The sequence below is a fragment of the Xenorhabdus szentirmaii DSM 16338 genome, from assembly GCF_002632585.1.
Taxonomy (GTDB): domain Bacteria; phylum Pseudomonadota; class Gammaproteobacteria; order Enterobacterales; family Enterobacteriaceae; genus Xenorhabdus; species Xenorhabdus szentirmaii.
Genome location: NZ_NIBV01000002.1, coordinates 798,360 through 812,833, shown reverse-complemented (window position 1 = coordinate 812,833; position 14,474 = coordinate 798,360). Strand labels below are relative to the sequence as shown.

Below are 14,474 nucleotides of genomic sequence, written 5' to 3'. Positions count from 1 at the left end.
GAGGGGAAAAACATGCTGACACCGGCACAAGAGCATTGGCAACGGGTCATGGCCGCACGCCGTGGCGATGAAACGATGTCATCGGAAACGCTGACCGCGTATGAGCAGGTATTACACCGCTTGCGCATTGATCAGGCCCGGTTATCTGACCTGCAAGGGACAGAGCGAAAAATTGACTACAAGCGCCACGTCATTGCGAGTTATGACGGTTGGGTTGATGGGGTATTGACCGCTGACACGGGTCAGGCCGACGAGGTGCTAACCCATGCCATGATTTGGCAGATGGACATTGGCAATTATGACCGCGCACTGGATTTAGCCGAGTATGTCATTCGCCATAACCTGCCGTTACCGGATCGCTATAAACGCACCGTGGGGCCGCTCTTGGTGGATGAAATTTGCGATAAGGCCTTAACGATTTTTGCCGCCGATAGTGACACGCTTGAACTCCTACCGTTGGCGATACTGGAACGACTGGCTGAATTGGTTGAACCGGTGGACATGCCAAATCAGGTAAAAGCCAAGCTGTTTAAAACACTGGCGTACACCCTGCGCCGCAGTGAGCAACGGTCAGACAAAGAGCGCGCCTTATTCCTGATGCAGCAGGCATTGATCTTGTTCGCCAATATCGGGGTGAAAAAAGACATTGAAACCCTGACACGGGAATTAAAAAAGGCCGAGGGTTCGAGTTCGGATGACACTCCGCCCCAAAATTCGAAACCAGCGGCAGCAGGGAAAAAGCCGACTCAGACCAAAACCAAGACAACGGCGTCGAAGACCAAATCTTCACGCTAACCGAATGCACCCCGCGTGCCCGGCGGCACGGTAAGCCGAACCGTTTTTAAACGCAGTCCGTTTTACCGTTCACCGCCGTTTTTCTCAAACAGGTACAAATCATGAGCTTAGTTGCAGCGAAACAACCCCGTCCCATTGATCCCGCAACCGATATCGATGACGGCGGCGTAAACGTTAATTCCGGGGCATTCTGGCCGATTATCCGGCTGGCTGACCTGCGTATATCAATGCGCCTGAGCGGGGCAGTGACCACAGCGCGCTTAATGCACATGACGACCGACGCCGTGCTGTATGTCAATCAGCAACTGACAGTATGGCAGAACGCGCAAGAAGCCAGCGGCGTTACATCGCTGGATACCGTGCCTTCTCCAGCTATCAATGACACCACGGCGCATGTTTTCCGCTATCGCCATGCGGTGTACAGCTTCACCAAGGCGTTGTTGATTGAAAACTACCGTGACATTGATACCACGCGCGACGGGGAAAAGCACGCTCAAGCCTTGAGTACACAAATTGATGACCTGCGACGGGATGGGCAAAACGCTATCCGGGATATTTTGGGTCAGCATCGCATGATAGCGGAGTTGGTCTGATGCGGGTCAGGGCATTTCAGGGGGATACGGTGGATTTGTTGTGCTGGCGTCACTATGGCCGCACGCAAGGTGTCGTTGAGCAAGTGCTTGAGGCCAATCCTGATATCTGCCTGAGCACCCAACTGGCCGCCGGTCAATGGGTTGAACTGCCGGATATCACCCCGCTGCCTCATCAAGACATTATTCAATTATGGGATTAAACAACATGGACAACCAACCTGATCTCTGGGCCGATTTACTCAATGGCCTTAAGCATTCATGGCCGCAGATTTCCGGCTCCGCCCTGGCCGTACTGATTTGCTATGGCCGCCTGATTTATGACGGTGTTGAGCGCCGTAACCGCTGGGTAGAACCGCTCTTATGCGGGGCGCTGTCGTGGGGTATCTCCAGCGGGCTGGAACTGTTCGGCATTCCGGGCAGTGTGTCACCGGCGCTGGGGGGTGCCGTCGGCTTTATTGGTGTGGAAAAACTGCGTGAATTCGCGGTGCGCGCCATTAATAAACGGTTGGGAGGAAAACCACGTGAGTAGAGGTATTCGCAACCATAATCCGGGCAATATTCGCCACGGGGATAAATGGCAGGGCTTGCGCGAGCGCCAGACTGATGCGGATTTTTGCCAGTTTATTGCGCCGGAATGGGGCATCAGGGCGATGTTCAAAATTCTGCGTACCTACAGGCGCAAGTACGGTGATAGCACCCTCCGTCAGTTTATTTCTCGCTGGGCACCACCGAATGAGAATGATACTGAGCGCTATATTACTGATGTGGCCCGCATGGTTAATATTGCCAGTGATGCTGTGGTTGATGTTGACCATCAGGCCACGATAACCGCGTTGGCTAAGGCTATGATCCGGATGGAGAACGGCCAGCAGCCTTATTCTGGGGCAACGTTTGAAAAAGCGTTTGAGCTGATATGAGTTGGAAATTGCAGGTTTACTCGCTCATTGGGATTGCGTTGATAGGTTTTATCTGTAATTACCTGATTGACGACAATATTGAGTTGCGAAAAGAAAGCCAATCGCTGAACAAATCCCTGTCGGCGCAAATCGCGATTAATGCCCATCAGCGGGAGCGAATCCAGCATCTTTCAGAATTGGAAGCCAAACATTTACAGGATCTGACCCATGCCAACGCAAAAATTGACCGTCTTAGTGATGACCTCCGTGCTGGCACTCAGCGCGTGTACGTCAAAGCCGACTGTCCAGCAACCGGCACCACTGCCGCCGCCGGCGTGGATGATGCAAGACCCGCCCGACTGGCGAAAGACGCTGAACCGGATTATTTACGTCTCCTCAGAGAACTTGAAACCCTCGAACGCCAATTCCTCGGATTGAGGGATTGGGCGGCGGCAGAATGTCAAAGGTGAACCATGATAAAGCCCGGTTTGTTACGTGAAATGATTGTCAAACACGAGCCGTTTTTTAACCGGAATCCGGATCGGCTGGAGGTATTCATCACCAAAGGTAATTTGATTGCCACGGGATCAAATTCGGCCTCATTTCTCTACCAATATCAATTGGAGGTGCTGGCGCTCGATTATCCGAACCCGCTGGACAATCTCAGCATTCCCATACTGGCATGGGCACGGCTGCATCAGCCGGATTTATTGTTTAATCCTGACCGCCGTAAAGACGGTTTTCGCTTTGAAGTCGATTTGCTCAACAACGACACCGCAGACATTCTGTTTACATTGCCTGCCTCTGAGCGCGTGATTGTCAGCAAAGACAGTGGGCAGTTAATCCCGACGCATATTGACGAACCGCCGCAGGATTCACCCCTACTGACCGCGTGGGATGTGCTGATCAGTCAAGAGGTGACGGTATGAGTCAGGATAGTCTGTTGTTATCGCTGGAAAATGAATTACAGCGCCTGTTATCCACAACCACGTCAGGTTATCGCAGCCGGTTGGCGCGTCAGTTGGCAACTGCGATCCGTGCTGACCAGCAAAAACGCATCCGCAGTCAGAAAAATGCGGATGGTTCCGGCTATGAGCCACGCCGCCGCCGTATTCTGCGCTCTCAGCGGGGAATTCGTTTTATTTATCGGGGGCGTGTCCGCCACTTAAAAAACTGGCGGGCAACTCGTGGCCGTCGGGGTCGAATGATAACCGGTTTTGATGAAGACCGCAGCGCGGTGCGGTCGTTCTATCGCAGCGAGATTGATCGCTATCTGGAGATTGACCACAGCGAAACCCGTAAAACCACAACCCGGCGTGACCCGATGTTTCAGCGCCTGAGAACGGCCAGATTCCTAAAAATGCGCACGTCGGCAGATTCTGCGGTCGTGGGATTTCAGGGCAGGGCTGCCGCTATTGCCCGACAGCACCAGTATGGATTGACCGGCAGCATTAACGCCCTGGCACGTACCCGCTACCCGCAACGTGGATTATTGGGACTCAGTGAGCACGAGAAATTAAAACTGATTGAAATGATTTATCACGACTTAGCAGAGGAATTATGACACCGGCCGAACTTTACCGATTGTTAATGAATATCGTGCGGGTGGGAACCGTGTCAGCCGTTGATCTGAATGCTCAACGTTGCCGCGTGCGGATCAGTGGCCTGCAAACTGACTGGCTGCGCTGGACAACCCAGCGTGCCGGCACCGCTCGTACATGGTGGGCACCCACTGTCGGCGAGCAGGTGTTGGTACTGGCGATTGGCGGCGAGCTAACCACCGCGTTTGTGGCAGGCTCGCTTTACTCTGCCGCCCATGCGGCACCGTCAGCTTCTGCCGCCGCCGTACATGTCGTGTTTCCTGACGGGGCAGTGATGGAGTATGAACCGCAGACCAGCGCGTTGACCGTGACGGGCATTAAAACCGCGACCGTCAACGCCTCGGTGTCTGTGCATGTTACCGCCCCAGATATTACCTGCACGGCCAACCAGCAAATTACGCTGGATACCCCGACAGTAATATGTACTAACCATCTGACTACAGGCAGTCTGGAGATACGACAGGGCGGCACCATGCACGGCACGATCACCCATACCGGCGGCCAGTTCAGTTCCAACGGAATTGTCGTTGATACCCATCGACACAATGGCGTTCGGTCAGGTGCCGGTACATCAGGAGGGCCAGTGTCATGAAATTTACCGGGATGGATTGCCACAATGGCCGCGCGTTGTCAGACAGTGACCATATTCGCCAGAGTATCACTGATATTTTAATGACGCCCATCGGTGCGCGGGTAATGCGCCGGGAATATGGGTCATTGCTGCCAAACCTGATTGACCAACCGCAAAACCCGGCGTTGCGCCTCAAGATCATGAGCGCCTGTTATATGGCGTTGTTGCGCTGGGAGCCGCGTATCCGCCTACAGACCATTAATTACTTACGTTCTGACCAGGGGGAATTATCGGTTGAGATCAGCGGAGTGAATGTGCAGAACGACACGCAATTATTGATTTCCATTCCTGTGAGGTAACCATGCCAACCATTGATCTCAGTCAGTTACCACCGCCGGATGTGGTCGAGCCGCTGGAGTTCGAAACCCTGTTTGCTGAACGCAAAGCCGCGCTGATTGCCCTGACCCCGCCGGAACAGCGCGAGGCCATCACCCGCACTCTGGCGCTGGAATCGGAACCCATCACCAAATTGCTACAGGAGAATGCGTATAGAGAATTGCTGTTACGTCAACGCATCAATGAAGCGGCGCGGGCGGCAATGGTTGCGTTTGCCAGGGGAGGCGATTTGGATCAGTTGGGCGCAAACAACAATATCAGTCGGTTGATATTGCAGCCGGCCGATAATCAGGCGGTGCCGCCGGTGCCTGCCGTGCTGGAATCGGACGCCGATTTTCGGGTACGCATTCCGCAGGCGTTTGAGGGCCTGAGTGTCGCTGGCCCCGTCGCGGCCTATGAATACCATGCGCGCAGTGCCGACGGCCGGGTGGCCGATGCCTCTGTGATCAGCCCGGCACCCGCCTATGTCACGGTCAGCATTTTATCCCATGACGGGAACGGCGCGGCCAGTGATGAGCTGATTACCATCGTGAGCCGCGCCCTGAATGACGAAGACGTGCGCCCCGTGGCCGACCGCCTGACCGTGCAATCTGCCGAAATCGTGAATTATGACATTGATGCCGTGCTGTACCTCTACCCGACACCGGAGTACGAACCGATATTGCAGGATGCGAAAGAGCGGCTGGCACGCTATACCGCCGAACAGCACCGCATTGGCCGTGACATCGTGCGCAGTGCCATTTTTGCCGCCCTGCACGCGCCCGGTGTCCAGCGTGTCGAGCTGAAAAAGCCGGCGAAAGACATCATCCTGAGCAAGACACAGGCCAGCTTCTGTATACAGGCACACGTGACTATCGGGGGTTCGGATGAATAACCGTTTGTTGCCGGTCGGTTCGTCCCCGCTGGAAGTGGCCGCTGCCGCTGCATTATCCAGTCTGGCTGACATTCCCGTGCCCATCCGTGATCTGTGGAACCCGGATCGCTGCCCGGTGCGAATGCTGCCCTATCTGGCGTGGGCGTGGTCGGTTGACCGCTGGGATATGGACTGGCCGGAACAGGCCAAACGCGACGCCATCAAGGCGGCCATGTTTGTGCATAAACACAAGGGCACCATTGGTGCTATCCGGCGCGTAGTCGAGCCGTTCGGCTATCTGATCCGGGTGATTGAATGGTGGCAGACCAACGAAACGCCCGGCACATTCCGGCTGGATATCGGGGTGATGGAAACCGGGATCACGGAAACGACCTATTACGAACTGGAGCGGCTGATTTTTGATGCCAAACCCGCCTCGCGCCATTTGATTGGCATGTCCATTCAGTTGGAAACAGGCGGTACGGCCTATTGTGCCGTGACCAGCTATGACGGTGATGTGCTGACCGTTTACCCCTATGTGCCTGAATTAATCACCGTGACCGGCACGGATATCGTCGGGGCGGGGGTGCACATTATTGATGATATGAGGATTAAATCATGACGAAATTTTTTGCCCTGCTAACCCGACTGGGGGCGGACAAACTGGCGAACGCCGCCGCACTGGGCACCAAACTGAATATTACCCATATGGCCGTGGGCGATGGCGGCGGAACCTTACCCACACCAGACACGGCACAAACCAAACTGGTTAACGAACGTCGCCGCGCCGCGATCAATGTCCTGAGCGTTGACCCCAAAAACACCCACCAGATTATCGCCGAACAGGTGATACCGGAAAACGAAGGTGGTTGGTGGATACGGGAAATCGGGTTGTTTGATCAGGACGGTGTGCTGATTGCGGTGGGCAATTGCGCGGAAACCTACAAACCGCAGTTACAGGAGGGGTCAGGGCGCACCCAGACACTCCGCATGGTGCTGATTGTCAGCCACACTAATGCCGTCTCATTAAAGATTGATCCGTCAGTGGTGTTGGCCACGCGGGAGTATGCAGATACCTTGGTCAAGCAGGCGATAAGTGAACATGAAAAAAGCCGCCGTCATCCTGATGCCACGTTAAGAGAAAAAGGGTTTGTGGTTTTAAGTAATGCCGTGGACAGCCAGAGCGAAACGCAGGCCGCCACACCGAAAGCCGTCAAAGCGGCGTATGATTTGGCCGCCAAGGCAAACCAAAGCGCGGATAATTGTCTTGAGAAAGTGAAAAGCGGGGCGGATATTCCGGATAAAAAATTGTTTGCGGATAATATCGGGGCTTATCCTAAAACAGGTGGAGTCATTGAGGGGAAAGTATTCGCGCGCAGTGATATTGATGCAATGGGTTGGATTGGTGGGGATAGATTATATGAGCGTTTTGATAACGGTAAATGGGCGAAGGTGTATAGCGAACGGAATCCGCCGACCGCAGGGGTTGTGGGTGCGTATTCTCGTGACGAATCGAATAACCGTTATGCCCTGAAAAAATCCCATGAACTGTTTACGTGTGGCGGTGTGGATGTAGAGGCAACCCACGATTGGGCGGGGGTTAAATTAAAAAATGCCAATGGTTACTATGTTCAGTTGTCTGCTAGCCCACATGATAAACCCGACATGCTAACCATGTATTACCGGGATAATTTAAATAACACACAGCATTACGTCGGTATTCCCAAGCAATCAGGGATGGTCGCACTCACTGATCAATTGCTCGGTATCAACCAAAAATGGATAGATGTCACCTCAAACAGAGACAATGGGAAATGGTACCTCAATAACACAAATCAACCTATCGTCGTGTATGTCCAATGCCAAAAAACCGATGCCGAAAAGGGGCATTTCAGTATGGGCGGAGAAGTCGACGGACATCGTGTAGGTTATGTCTGGGTGTCCACCATTGGTATTCATTCGTTTAATTTTATCGTCCCCGTTGGGAGCAAATATATGGTAAGGGCCGGATGGGGCAGTGGCGTATCATCTGGCGCGATTGTTTCTTGGATTGAATTGAGGTCATCATGAAATATTACAAATCAAACGATAATCAGGTTTATGCCTACGAATCAGACGGCTCTCAGGATGATTGGATTATACCGGGCTTAATCCCGATTACAAAGGCAGAGGCTGATGTCCTTGCTAACCCCCCACCCACGCAAGAACAGCGACAACAAGGCGCAGAGTATGAGAAAAAATATCTCATGTTGCAGGCCAGCAATGCCATTGCCCCACTGCAATATGCCGTTGACCTCAAAATGGCTACAGAGGGAGAACAAGCTGCACTGGCGGTATGGAAAAAATATTGTGTGCTATTGAACCGTGTAGACTGTTCAACCGCTCCCGATATCGCTTGGCCGGAACAGCCAACATAATGACAGGCCTTGTATTGCTATACAGACAAATTCTATCAATTTAAACCCGCTGTAGAAATCATTAATCTATTCAGGTTGAAATAAATTCATATACATATTATATCAGGAGATTAATGATGAAGATGAAGTATTACTATTACAGCCCTTCAAAAAATGTTTTTTACTTATTTAATAATATTGATGGAGTCTCATTGCCGGCAGACGGCATTCGTGTTGACGAAACCGTTTATGCTAAGTTTGCCCCAGAAATGACCCCCAAGGGAAAACACCTTGTTGCCGGGCCGGATGGGTTACCGATGTGGACTGATATACCGGGTCCCACCCCAGAGCAATTGCAAAGACAAGCGGATTATGAAAGAAAAGACTTGATAAGAGCGGTCAGGGAACATCTTGAGCCGTTACAGGATGCGGCCTATCTGGATGTCGCAACCGAAGAAGAAAAAGCGGCACTGACAGCATGGCACCGCTATCGACTGGCCCTTTATCGGCTGGACATTACCATGGCCCCGGATATTGATTGGCCACAAAAACCCGAATAACCGTAAGGGGCACTGGCCCCTTATTTCATCTCATTGCCAGTTTTGCCAGTCCCAACACCTCATCCGCCGTTACCGCGTGTAACCCTTCCCGGATATCTTCGCTCACCCGCTTAAGCGACAAGGTAAACTCAATCCGTTTAGCCTTGCCATCAGAACAAAATTCAGTACGGCTTTCGGTCAGACTGTCAATGACAAACATGCCATAAATCATGCCCGTGCCCTCAATCAGCGGCCACGGCTTGGCGGAAAAGGCCATTGTACGCAGCGCTTCCAGTGAGATATCACCGCCCGTAACCTCAGGATACAGCATCCCGTTCAGGGTGATGCTGTCTTCCCCGGGGCCGATATATTGCCACTTGGCCGACTTGCCTATCCGGTCATTTTTCACGTGCCGCCAGTCCATATTACGGTTCATGGACTGGTACGGCGTGGTCTGGAGCATAAAAACGAACATGCCATAAATCATCATCATGATATTAATCCTCATCGTACAGGCTGGAACGGCGGCGAATGCCGTTTTTCTGCATGATTTTTGCAACTTCAATTCTCACCTTTTCACCAATTGACCGCGCATCCGTCATATCAACCCCGTGAAAATGCAGGTTAAACGTGTAGCGGTCATCCTGTGCTTTATTTTCAACACCCACACGGGCAGGCGTGATCGGAACCGGAACGCCACTTAATGCCGGTTGCACGGGCTGTAATTTTTCCGTCAGCCGGCTCAGCAATGAGGGTTGCTGTAAGCGCGGTTCCTGATACGTGCCGTCAATCGGGATCACGGGCGGGCGATTTTTAAAGACAATCTCACCCAGTTTATTGGGGTCGGTCTGTGGTGCGGCACTGCCTGCCGCTTCCATCGACTCCCCGCCTTTTTTGCCTTTCTTTTTATTTTCCTTGGGATCGTACACCTTCGAACCAAACGCCGGTAACGCGGGCGTTTCGACTTTGGGCTTGCTTTCTTCCGCTTTTTCAGCAGCTTTGGCGACCGCAGTATTGGGTGTCGGTGTCCATTCCTGCTTCACCATTTTCTGGGTTTTGTCATCCCAGACCCACTTGACCGACTTTTGGACTTTGGGCAGGTTAACCGGCCCCATCGCGTTGGCAGCATCAGCGGCGGCTTTGGTGGCGTCGGGGATCATGCCCAGTTTTTCCAGCAGCCAGCCTACGCTTCTGGCGACGGCCGTCACGACATCCACGACCCCGGCAATCGCCTTGCCCACCAGTCGCCCGAAGGTCTGGCCGGCTTCAGTGGCTGCTTTCAGGCTCTCCGACGACGTGTTAACCGGTTCAAACAAGGATTTGAACCATTCCCAGACTTTCTTGATGGCGCTGCCGATGGCGTTAAAAATCGGCGCAAAGGGTGCAAAGGCGGCGGCGAGGGTATCCCGTACTGGTGCAATCGCTTCCATCAGCCCACTGAAAAAACCCGAAAACCACGCCTTAATGGGTTCCCAGTATTTCCAGATCAATACAGCCGCCCCCACTATCACCGCAATCAACAAGCCCAGCGGACTAAACAGCAAGGACAGTCCGCCGCCAATGACAGACCACGCCATTCGTCCGGCAATGCGCAGTGCACCAAACCCACTGGTTGCCAACCCTTTTAACCCGCTTCTTAGCAAAGCCAGCGCCGCCATAGGCTGGGTAAACACCATCACCAGACCGCGCTTAACTGCCATCGCACCACTTTTCAGAGCTGTAAATCTGCCTTGTATCCGGGTGCTTAAGTTCGTGATCGCCGTCCCGGCATTCTGAAGAATGGTTTTCCAACCCCCGACACTACGGCTGACACCACCAAGGGAGGGCAGCAATCCCCGTAATCCGGTAGATAATCGCCCCAATAGCGGGAACATGGTCGCCAGCCCGCCGCCACGGGTCAGCATAAACACACTGAGCCGGAACGCCGCAAACGGCATAATGACCGCAGCGGCAGCCAATGCCAGTGCGCCGAGTGCGGTCACAGCAATACCGATAGCGGCCGCCCCCAATGCCAGTGCCTTAGTGAGTTCTTTATTTTTATTTGCCCATTCCGTGGCGCGGCGTATCATGCCGGTGATGCTTTGGGTGACCGAACGCAATACGGGATCAACCTGTTCCTTGATTTCTATCCTTAACCCCTCCCAGGCTGAGGCCAGGCTTTTTAAATCCCCATCCCAGTTATTGGCGTTTGTATCAGCAATTTGTTTCGAGAGACCATCGGCATTGTCATTGTTGGCTTTTTTCTCGGCGTATTTTCCATCCAGCATGGCATCCAACACATGACTCATGCCAATCATGGCCTCTTCACCGAAAATGGCCTTTTGCATGAGAATTTGGCTGGGTTTGTCATACTGGCGCAGGCTGACCGCCATATCTTTCAGAATGTCATCGGCACTGCGCAATTCGCCGTTGGCTCCTTTGATCTTAACGCCCAATGCGGCCATTGCGTCCGCCGCGCCGCCCGTGGGTGCAACCAGTCGGGATAGCCCCGCCCGCAGAGCCGTACCCGCCATGCTGCCGACGGTGCCATTATCGGCCATGACCCCCGCCATTGCCGCCATGCTTTCCAGACTGATGCCGAGTTTGGGGCCAAGGGAACCGGCGTAAACCATGGCTTCACTTAATTCACGCAGGTTGGTTGTCGAGCCGGTAAACGTGGCGGTGAGGACATCAGACAGCCTGCCCATCTGGTCGGGATTGAGCTTGAACTGGGATAGCATTTTTGTGCCTATGTCCGCCGACTCGCCCAGATCCAATTCCCCCGCCAATGCCATATTCAGGATACCCGGCAGGGCGGCTTTAATGGCGTCAGGAGTCAGACCTCCCGTCGCCAGGAATTTTTGTCCCATCGCCGCATCCGTTGCCGTGAAGGACGTTGAGGCACCGAGTTCTTTCGCCTGCTCACGCAGCATATTGTATTGCGGGCTGTTTCTTTCCAGTTTGGTGAGAGCTTGCACGTTGGCCATACGCGCATCAAAATCCCGCCCCGGTGCAATAAATCGCGCCATGCCATACATGGAGGCCGCCCCCGCCCCCATCGCCGCCGCACCGGCTGTCGCCAGTTTTCCGCGCGTCTCTCTGGCGGCGGTGTAGCGTGCCTGAGCCGCAGTGACCGCCGTTAATCGCCGTTGCTGTTCCGCCAGTTGCCGATTGTAGGCTTCCGTGCGCCGCGTCACTTGGCCGGTGACATCGCCACTATTGCGGGCAGAAATGCCATGCCGGTACAGTTCGGCTGATACATTGCGCAGGCGCTGTTTTTCATTGTCCAGCGTGCGGCCAAAGCGATCCCGTTCAGTCCGTGCCGCCTGCAACGCCTTGCGCTGGGCTTCCGTCTGTTGGGCCAGCGGCGGCATTTGGTCACGCAACTCCTTGACCTTTTTCTTGGCTTTTTCATAGGCCTCTGATGTCTTTTGAACAGAAGCCGTTACGCGCTCAAAGGTACGTGCCTGACTTTGCAGGTTGCGGGCGGTGTTATGGGTATTCTTGATTTGGGAGGACAGCCCCGCCGCCGCACGGCTGGCGGCGTTCAGGGGGCCGGAGAGTCGGTTGGCGGCGCTCAGTGAAACCCGAATATTCAAGTTACGATCGGTCATGATGATTCGCTTCCGTTACGGGCCGCCGCACGTTCGTGCCATTTCAGTAATTCACTGACCGTCATGCCATCGCACTCTGACGGCGACCAGTGAAAGACCGTGGCAATATCGGCAATAATGTCGTCGGTATCAACCGCCGGACAAGGGATTACTTGTCGTCCGGTTCGTTCGTCTCGCTGGTTGGCGAGGTGGGCGCTAAAAAAGTCGCAATGGCCTCAGCCAGCAACGTGAAATCCTGAATCGGCATGGTGGCAACATCGGCTTCACTCAAGCGTGGATGCGTCACTCTGGGCAATAAGGTGATCAGGGCATTCACATCACTGGTCATCACATCCCACAATTTCAGGCCACGCAGTGCACCCACCTGTTTCATGGTGTCCGTGATCTCCACTTCCGTGATGGTTTTGCCATTTGCCAGATTCATTGGGGCAGAAAACGTAATTGTCTTTGACATAATCTTCTCCGTTGGGCGGGCAGATCCCCGCCATAAAATTAAAAAATTAATGACCAATATTGGTGCGGTGTTTTTCCAGCAGGTCGTTACCGCCCACTTTCCAGACCAGATTGAGCATGTCCACTTCGTGCAGCTCGTCACCGTTCAGCGTAATCTTGCAGTAGGTGTTTTTCAGGGTGTACTTGTGCTGGGTATTTTCCCCCGCCTTGGCACTGCCCCAATCAACCTCAGTAAACCTTCCGCGCGTCTGGATCTCACACGCGACTGATTCCCCGGTGGCGTCGTCATAGTACGACCCGGCAAAGCGCAGTTGCAGGCTGTCAATGCGGCCGCCCCATGTTTTCAGCAAGCCAGCTTCCAGCCCGCCCATGGTCACTTCCATGTCCAGCGCGCCGCCATCCATGCCCATCAGAACGGCCACGCTACCGGGCATACCCGCCCCCTGATAATCTTCGGTCTTGAGGGTCAACTTGGGTGTCGTGACTTCCTCAACCTGTCCCAGATACGTCTGACCATCAATAAAGACGTCAAACATAAAGAGTTTTTTCGGCATCCCCATGCGAATTTCCCCTTAGCCTAACTGATTGAAAACAGCAAAATACTCATCGGTAAACGTCTGCACCAGTTGCAGATTTTCCAGCGGGGGAACGGGCGTGTATTTATAGTGGATCGTCGCCGTCCCATCGCGCAGCATTTCTTTCGGGTTGTCGGCCGGGTCATACCAGCATTCAAACCCCAGCAAACGCCCCTCGGTGACCAACTGTGCGCCCTTGCGGTTGATGCCATCGACCACATCTTTCACCAGTGACGGCAACAGCGGTTTATCAATATAGGCGAAATGCGCCTCGGCGATCATGTCGGCCAGTATCTGCGCTGTACGGGTGTAGACCTCAAAGAAATAGGTTTGCGCATCACAGGTGCGGTTACCCCAGAAGCGGAAGCCGTCACGTTTGATAAGCGTCGTAATGCCTTTGCCGTTCAGGTCGTCGGCGTCGGTGTCTGTGCCCTGCAATGTCCAGTAGATATCAGCAGAGATACCCAACACGCCATTGACCGACACGTTGGACAGAGACTTATGCCAGCCCTGATCGGCATCAATCCGGGCACGCAGACCCAGCGCAAAGGCGGTCGCCGGCACGGTTTCATTCTGCCCTGACTGGCTGTTGTAGGTGATAAAGTCAGGGTAAATGATCATTACCTCACGCTGGCTAAAGTTTTCCCGGTACTGCTTCACGTCTGCCAGTGTCTTGCAGCCATAGGCGCTGATATAGGCAAAGGCGCGCAGCTTTTCGGCAAAAATCGCCAGCTGCAGGGCGACGGGTTGTGTATCCAGTTGCGGGACAGCCAGCAAGCGCGGGTGTTCGCCCGTGTTAATCTCCGCGGCCAATAGGGCATATAATCCGGTATAACGCCCGTCCTGATTGAGACCACCGATAACCAACTGATCTTGAGTCTTCTTCTCGCCATCGCCTTTTTGGTTGGCGGCATCAGCTACACGAATGACAACCACTTTGGGGCTGCACTGGTCAGAAATCGCCTTGAGCGTGGCATATAACGTTCCTGTTTTCCCCGCCTTGCCAATGACGCTGTTGATACGGGTAACCAGTACCGGCGTATCCAGCGGGAACGCCTCCGCGTCTGCATCATCAGCCGTACACACCACGCCAATCACTGACGTGTTAATGTCGCGGATCAGCGTGCTGAGTTGGGTGGTTTCCCTGACCGAGACACCATGATGAAATGACATAAAAAATTACCTCATCGGGTTTGTGATGGGGTTATGTTGC

At 53.8% G+C, this 14,474-nt stretch carries 21 protein-coding genes; 15 read left to right on the top strand and 6 right to left on the bottom strand.

Going from position 1 to position 14,474, the window contains the following annotated elements; translation table 11 throughout:
- Nucleotides 1-12 precede the first annotated feature (12 nt).
- The 15 genes from gpM to Xsze_RS13545 all read left to right on the top strand — a co-directional run bounded on the left by gpM (nt 13) and on the right by Xsze_RS13545 (nt 8,661).
- Nucleotides 13-795, top strand: coding sequence for a phage terminase small subunit (gpM, locus tag Xsze_RS13615; protein ID WP_038239537.1), 783 nt, complete (start codon nt 13-15; stop codon nt 793-795).
- 101 nt (nt 796-896) lie between these two features.
- Nucleotides 897-1,388, top strand: a complete 492-nt coding sequence (locus tag Xsze_RS13610; protein WP_038239529.1) for a head completion/stabilization protein — start codon at nt 897-899, stop codon at nt 1,386-1,388.
- Nucleotides 1,388-1,588 carry a tail protein X gene (locus Xsze_RS13605; RefSeq protein WP_038239526.1) on the top strand — a complete coding sequence of 67 codons (201 nt, stop codon included), beginning with the start codon at nt 1,388-1,390 and terminating at the stop codon, nt 1,586-1,588. The genes Xsze_RS13610 and Xsze_RS13605 overlap by 1 nt, the downstream gene beginning before the upstream one ends.
- Before the next feature lie 5 nt (nt 1,589-1,593).
- A complete protein-coding gene (locus Xsze_RS13600; RefSeq protein ID WP_038239649.1) occupies nt 1,594-1,917 on the top strand; it encodes a phage holin, lambda family in 324 nt (107 codons plus the stop codon).
- Nucleotides 1,910-2,305 (top strand): structural protein, encoded by a 396-nt coding sequence (locus tag Xsze_RS13595; protein WP_038239523.1) that lies wholly within the window; start codon nt 1,910-1,912, stop codon nt 2,303-2,305. Before Xsze_RS13600 ends, Xsze_RS13595 begins: the two co-directional genes overlap by 8 nt.
- A complete protein-coding gene (locus Xsze_RS13590; protein ID WP_051462446.1) occupies nt 2,302-2,754 on the top strand; it encodes a lysis system i-spanin subunit Rz in 453 nt (150 codons plus the stop codon). Before Xsze_RS13595 ends, Xsze_RS13590 begins: the two co-directional genes overlap by 4 nt.
- Before the next feature lie 3 nt (nt 2,755-2,757).
- Nucleotides 2,758-3,213, top strand: coding sequence for a phage tail protein (locus Xsze_RS13585; protein ID WP_038239517.1), 456 nt, complete (start codon nt 2,758-2,760; stop codon nt 3,211-3,213).
- On the top strand, nt 3,210-3,848 hold the full coding sequence (locus tag Xsze_RS13580) for a phage virion morphogenesis protein (protein ID WP_038239515.1): 639 nt from the start codon (nt 3,210-3,212) through the stop codon (nt 3,846-3,848). Before Xsze_RS13585 ends, Xsze_RS13580 begins: the two co-directional genes overlap by 4 nt.
- Nucleotides 3,845-4,477: a phage baseplate assembly protein V gene (locus Xsze_RS13575; RefSeq protein ID WP_099139141.1), complete on the top strand. Its 633-nt coding sequence runs from the start codon at nt 3,845-3,847 to the stop codon at nt 4,475-4,477. Before Xsze_RS13580 ends, Xsze_RS13575 begins: the two co-directional genes overlap by 4 nt.
- The gene (locus Xsze_RS13570; protein WP_038241684.1) at nt 4,474-4,815 is read left to right on the top strand and encodes a GPW/gp25 family protein; all 342 of its coding nucleotides are present in this window, start codon (nt 4,474-4,476) and stop codon (nt 4,813-4,815) included. The genes Xsze_RS13575 and Xsze_RS13570 overlap by 4 nt, the downstream gene beginning before the upstream one ends.
- 2 nt (nt 4,816-4,817) lie before the next feature.
- A complete protein-coding gene (locus Xsze_RS13565) occupies nt 4,818-5,726 on the top strand; it encodes a baseplate assembly protein (protein ID WP_038241681.1) in 909 nt (302 codons plus the stop codon).
- Entirely contained in the window at nt 5,719-6,327 is a 609-nt protein-coding gene (locus tag Xsze_RS13560; RefSeq protein WP_038241678.1) for a phage tail protein I, read from the top strand. Before Xsze_RS13565 ends, Xsze_RS13560 begins: the two co-directional genes overlap by 8 nt.
- Nucleotides 6,321-7,775 (top strand): phage tail protein, encoded by a 1,455-nt coding sequence (locus tag Xsze_RS13555; RefSeq protein WP_099139140.1) that lies wholly within the window; start codon nt 6,321-6,323, stop codon nt 7,773-7,775. The genes Xsze_RS13560 and Xsze_RS13555 overlap by 7 nt, the downstream gene beginning before the upstream one ends.
- Nucleotides 7,772-8,122: a tail fiber assembly protein gene (locus Xsze_RS23120; RefSeq protein WP_038241676.1), complete on the top strand. Its 351-nt coding sequence runs from the start codon at nt 7,772-7,774 to the stop codon at nt 8,120-8,122. Before Xsze_RS13555 ends, Xsze_RS23120 begins: the two co-directional genes overlap by 4 nt.
- Before the next feature lie 116 nt (nt 8,123-8,238).
- Complete coding sequence (locus tag Xsze_RS13545) at nt 8,239-8,661, top strand: tail fiber assembly protein (protein WP_051462584.1); 423 nt, start codon at nt 8,239-8,241, stop codon at nt 8,659-8,661.
- Nucleotides 8,662-8,686: 25 nt separating this feature from the next.
- Here the strand turns inward: Xsze_RS13545 and Xsze_RS13540 are convergent, their stop codons facing one another.
- From Xsze_RS13540 to Xsze_RS13515, 6 genes are read right to left on the bottom strand one after another with little or no spacing between them, the layout of a single operon-like run.
- A complete protein-coding gene (locus Xsze_RS13540) occupies nt 8,687-9,133 on the bottom strand; it encodes a phage tail protein (RefSeq protein ID WP_038241672.1) in 447 nt (148 codons plus the stop codon).
- A 4-nt stretch (nt 9,134-9,137) separates the two neighbouring features.
- The gene (locus Xsze_RS13535) at nt 9,138-12,233 is read right to left on the bottom strand and encodes a phage tail tape measure protein (RefSeq protein WP_099139139.1); all 3,096 of its coding nucleotides are present in this window, start codon (nt 12,231-12,233) and stop codon (nt 9,138-9,140) included.
- Complete coding sequence (locus Xsze_RS13530; protein ID WP_323862470.1) at nt 12,230-12,340, bottom strand: GpE family phage tail protein; 111 nt, start codon at nt 12,338-12,340, stop codon at nt 12,230-12,232. The genes Xsze_RS13535 and Xsze_RS13530 overlap by 4 nt, the downstream gene beginning before the upstream one ends.
- Before the next feature lie 41 nt (nt 12,341-12,381).
- Nucleotides 12,382-12,687, bottom strand: coding sequence for a phage tail assembly protein (locus Xsze_RS13525; RefSeq protein WP_038241670.1), 306 nt, complete (start codon nt 12,685-12,687; stop codon nt 12,382-12,384).
- A gap of 46 nt (nt 12,688-12,733) precedes the next feature.
- Nucleotides 12,734-13,246, bottom strand: coding sequence for a phage major tail tube protein (locus Xsze_RS13520; RefSeq protein ID WP_038241668.1), 513 nt, complete (start codon nt 13,244-13,246; stop codon nt 12,734-12,736).
- Nucleotides 13,247-13,258: 12 nt separating this feature from the next.
- Entirely contained in the window at nt 13,259-14,434 is a 1,176-nt protein-coding gene (locus tag Xsze_RS13515; RefSeq protein ID WP_038241666.1) for a phage tail sheath subtilisin-like domain-containing protein, read from the bottom strand.
- Nucleotides 14,435-14,474: the final 40 nt, after the last annotated feature.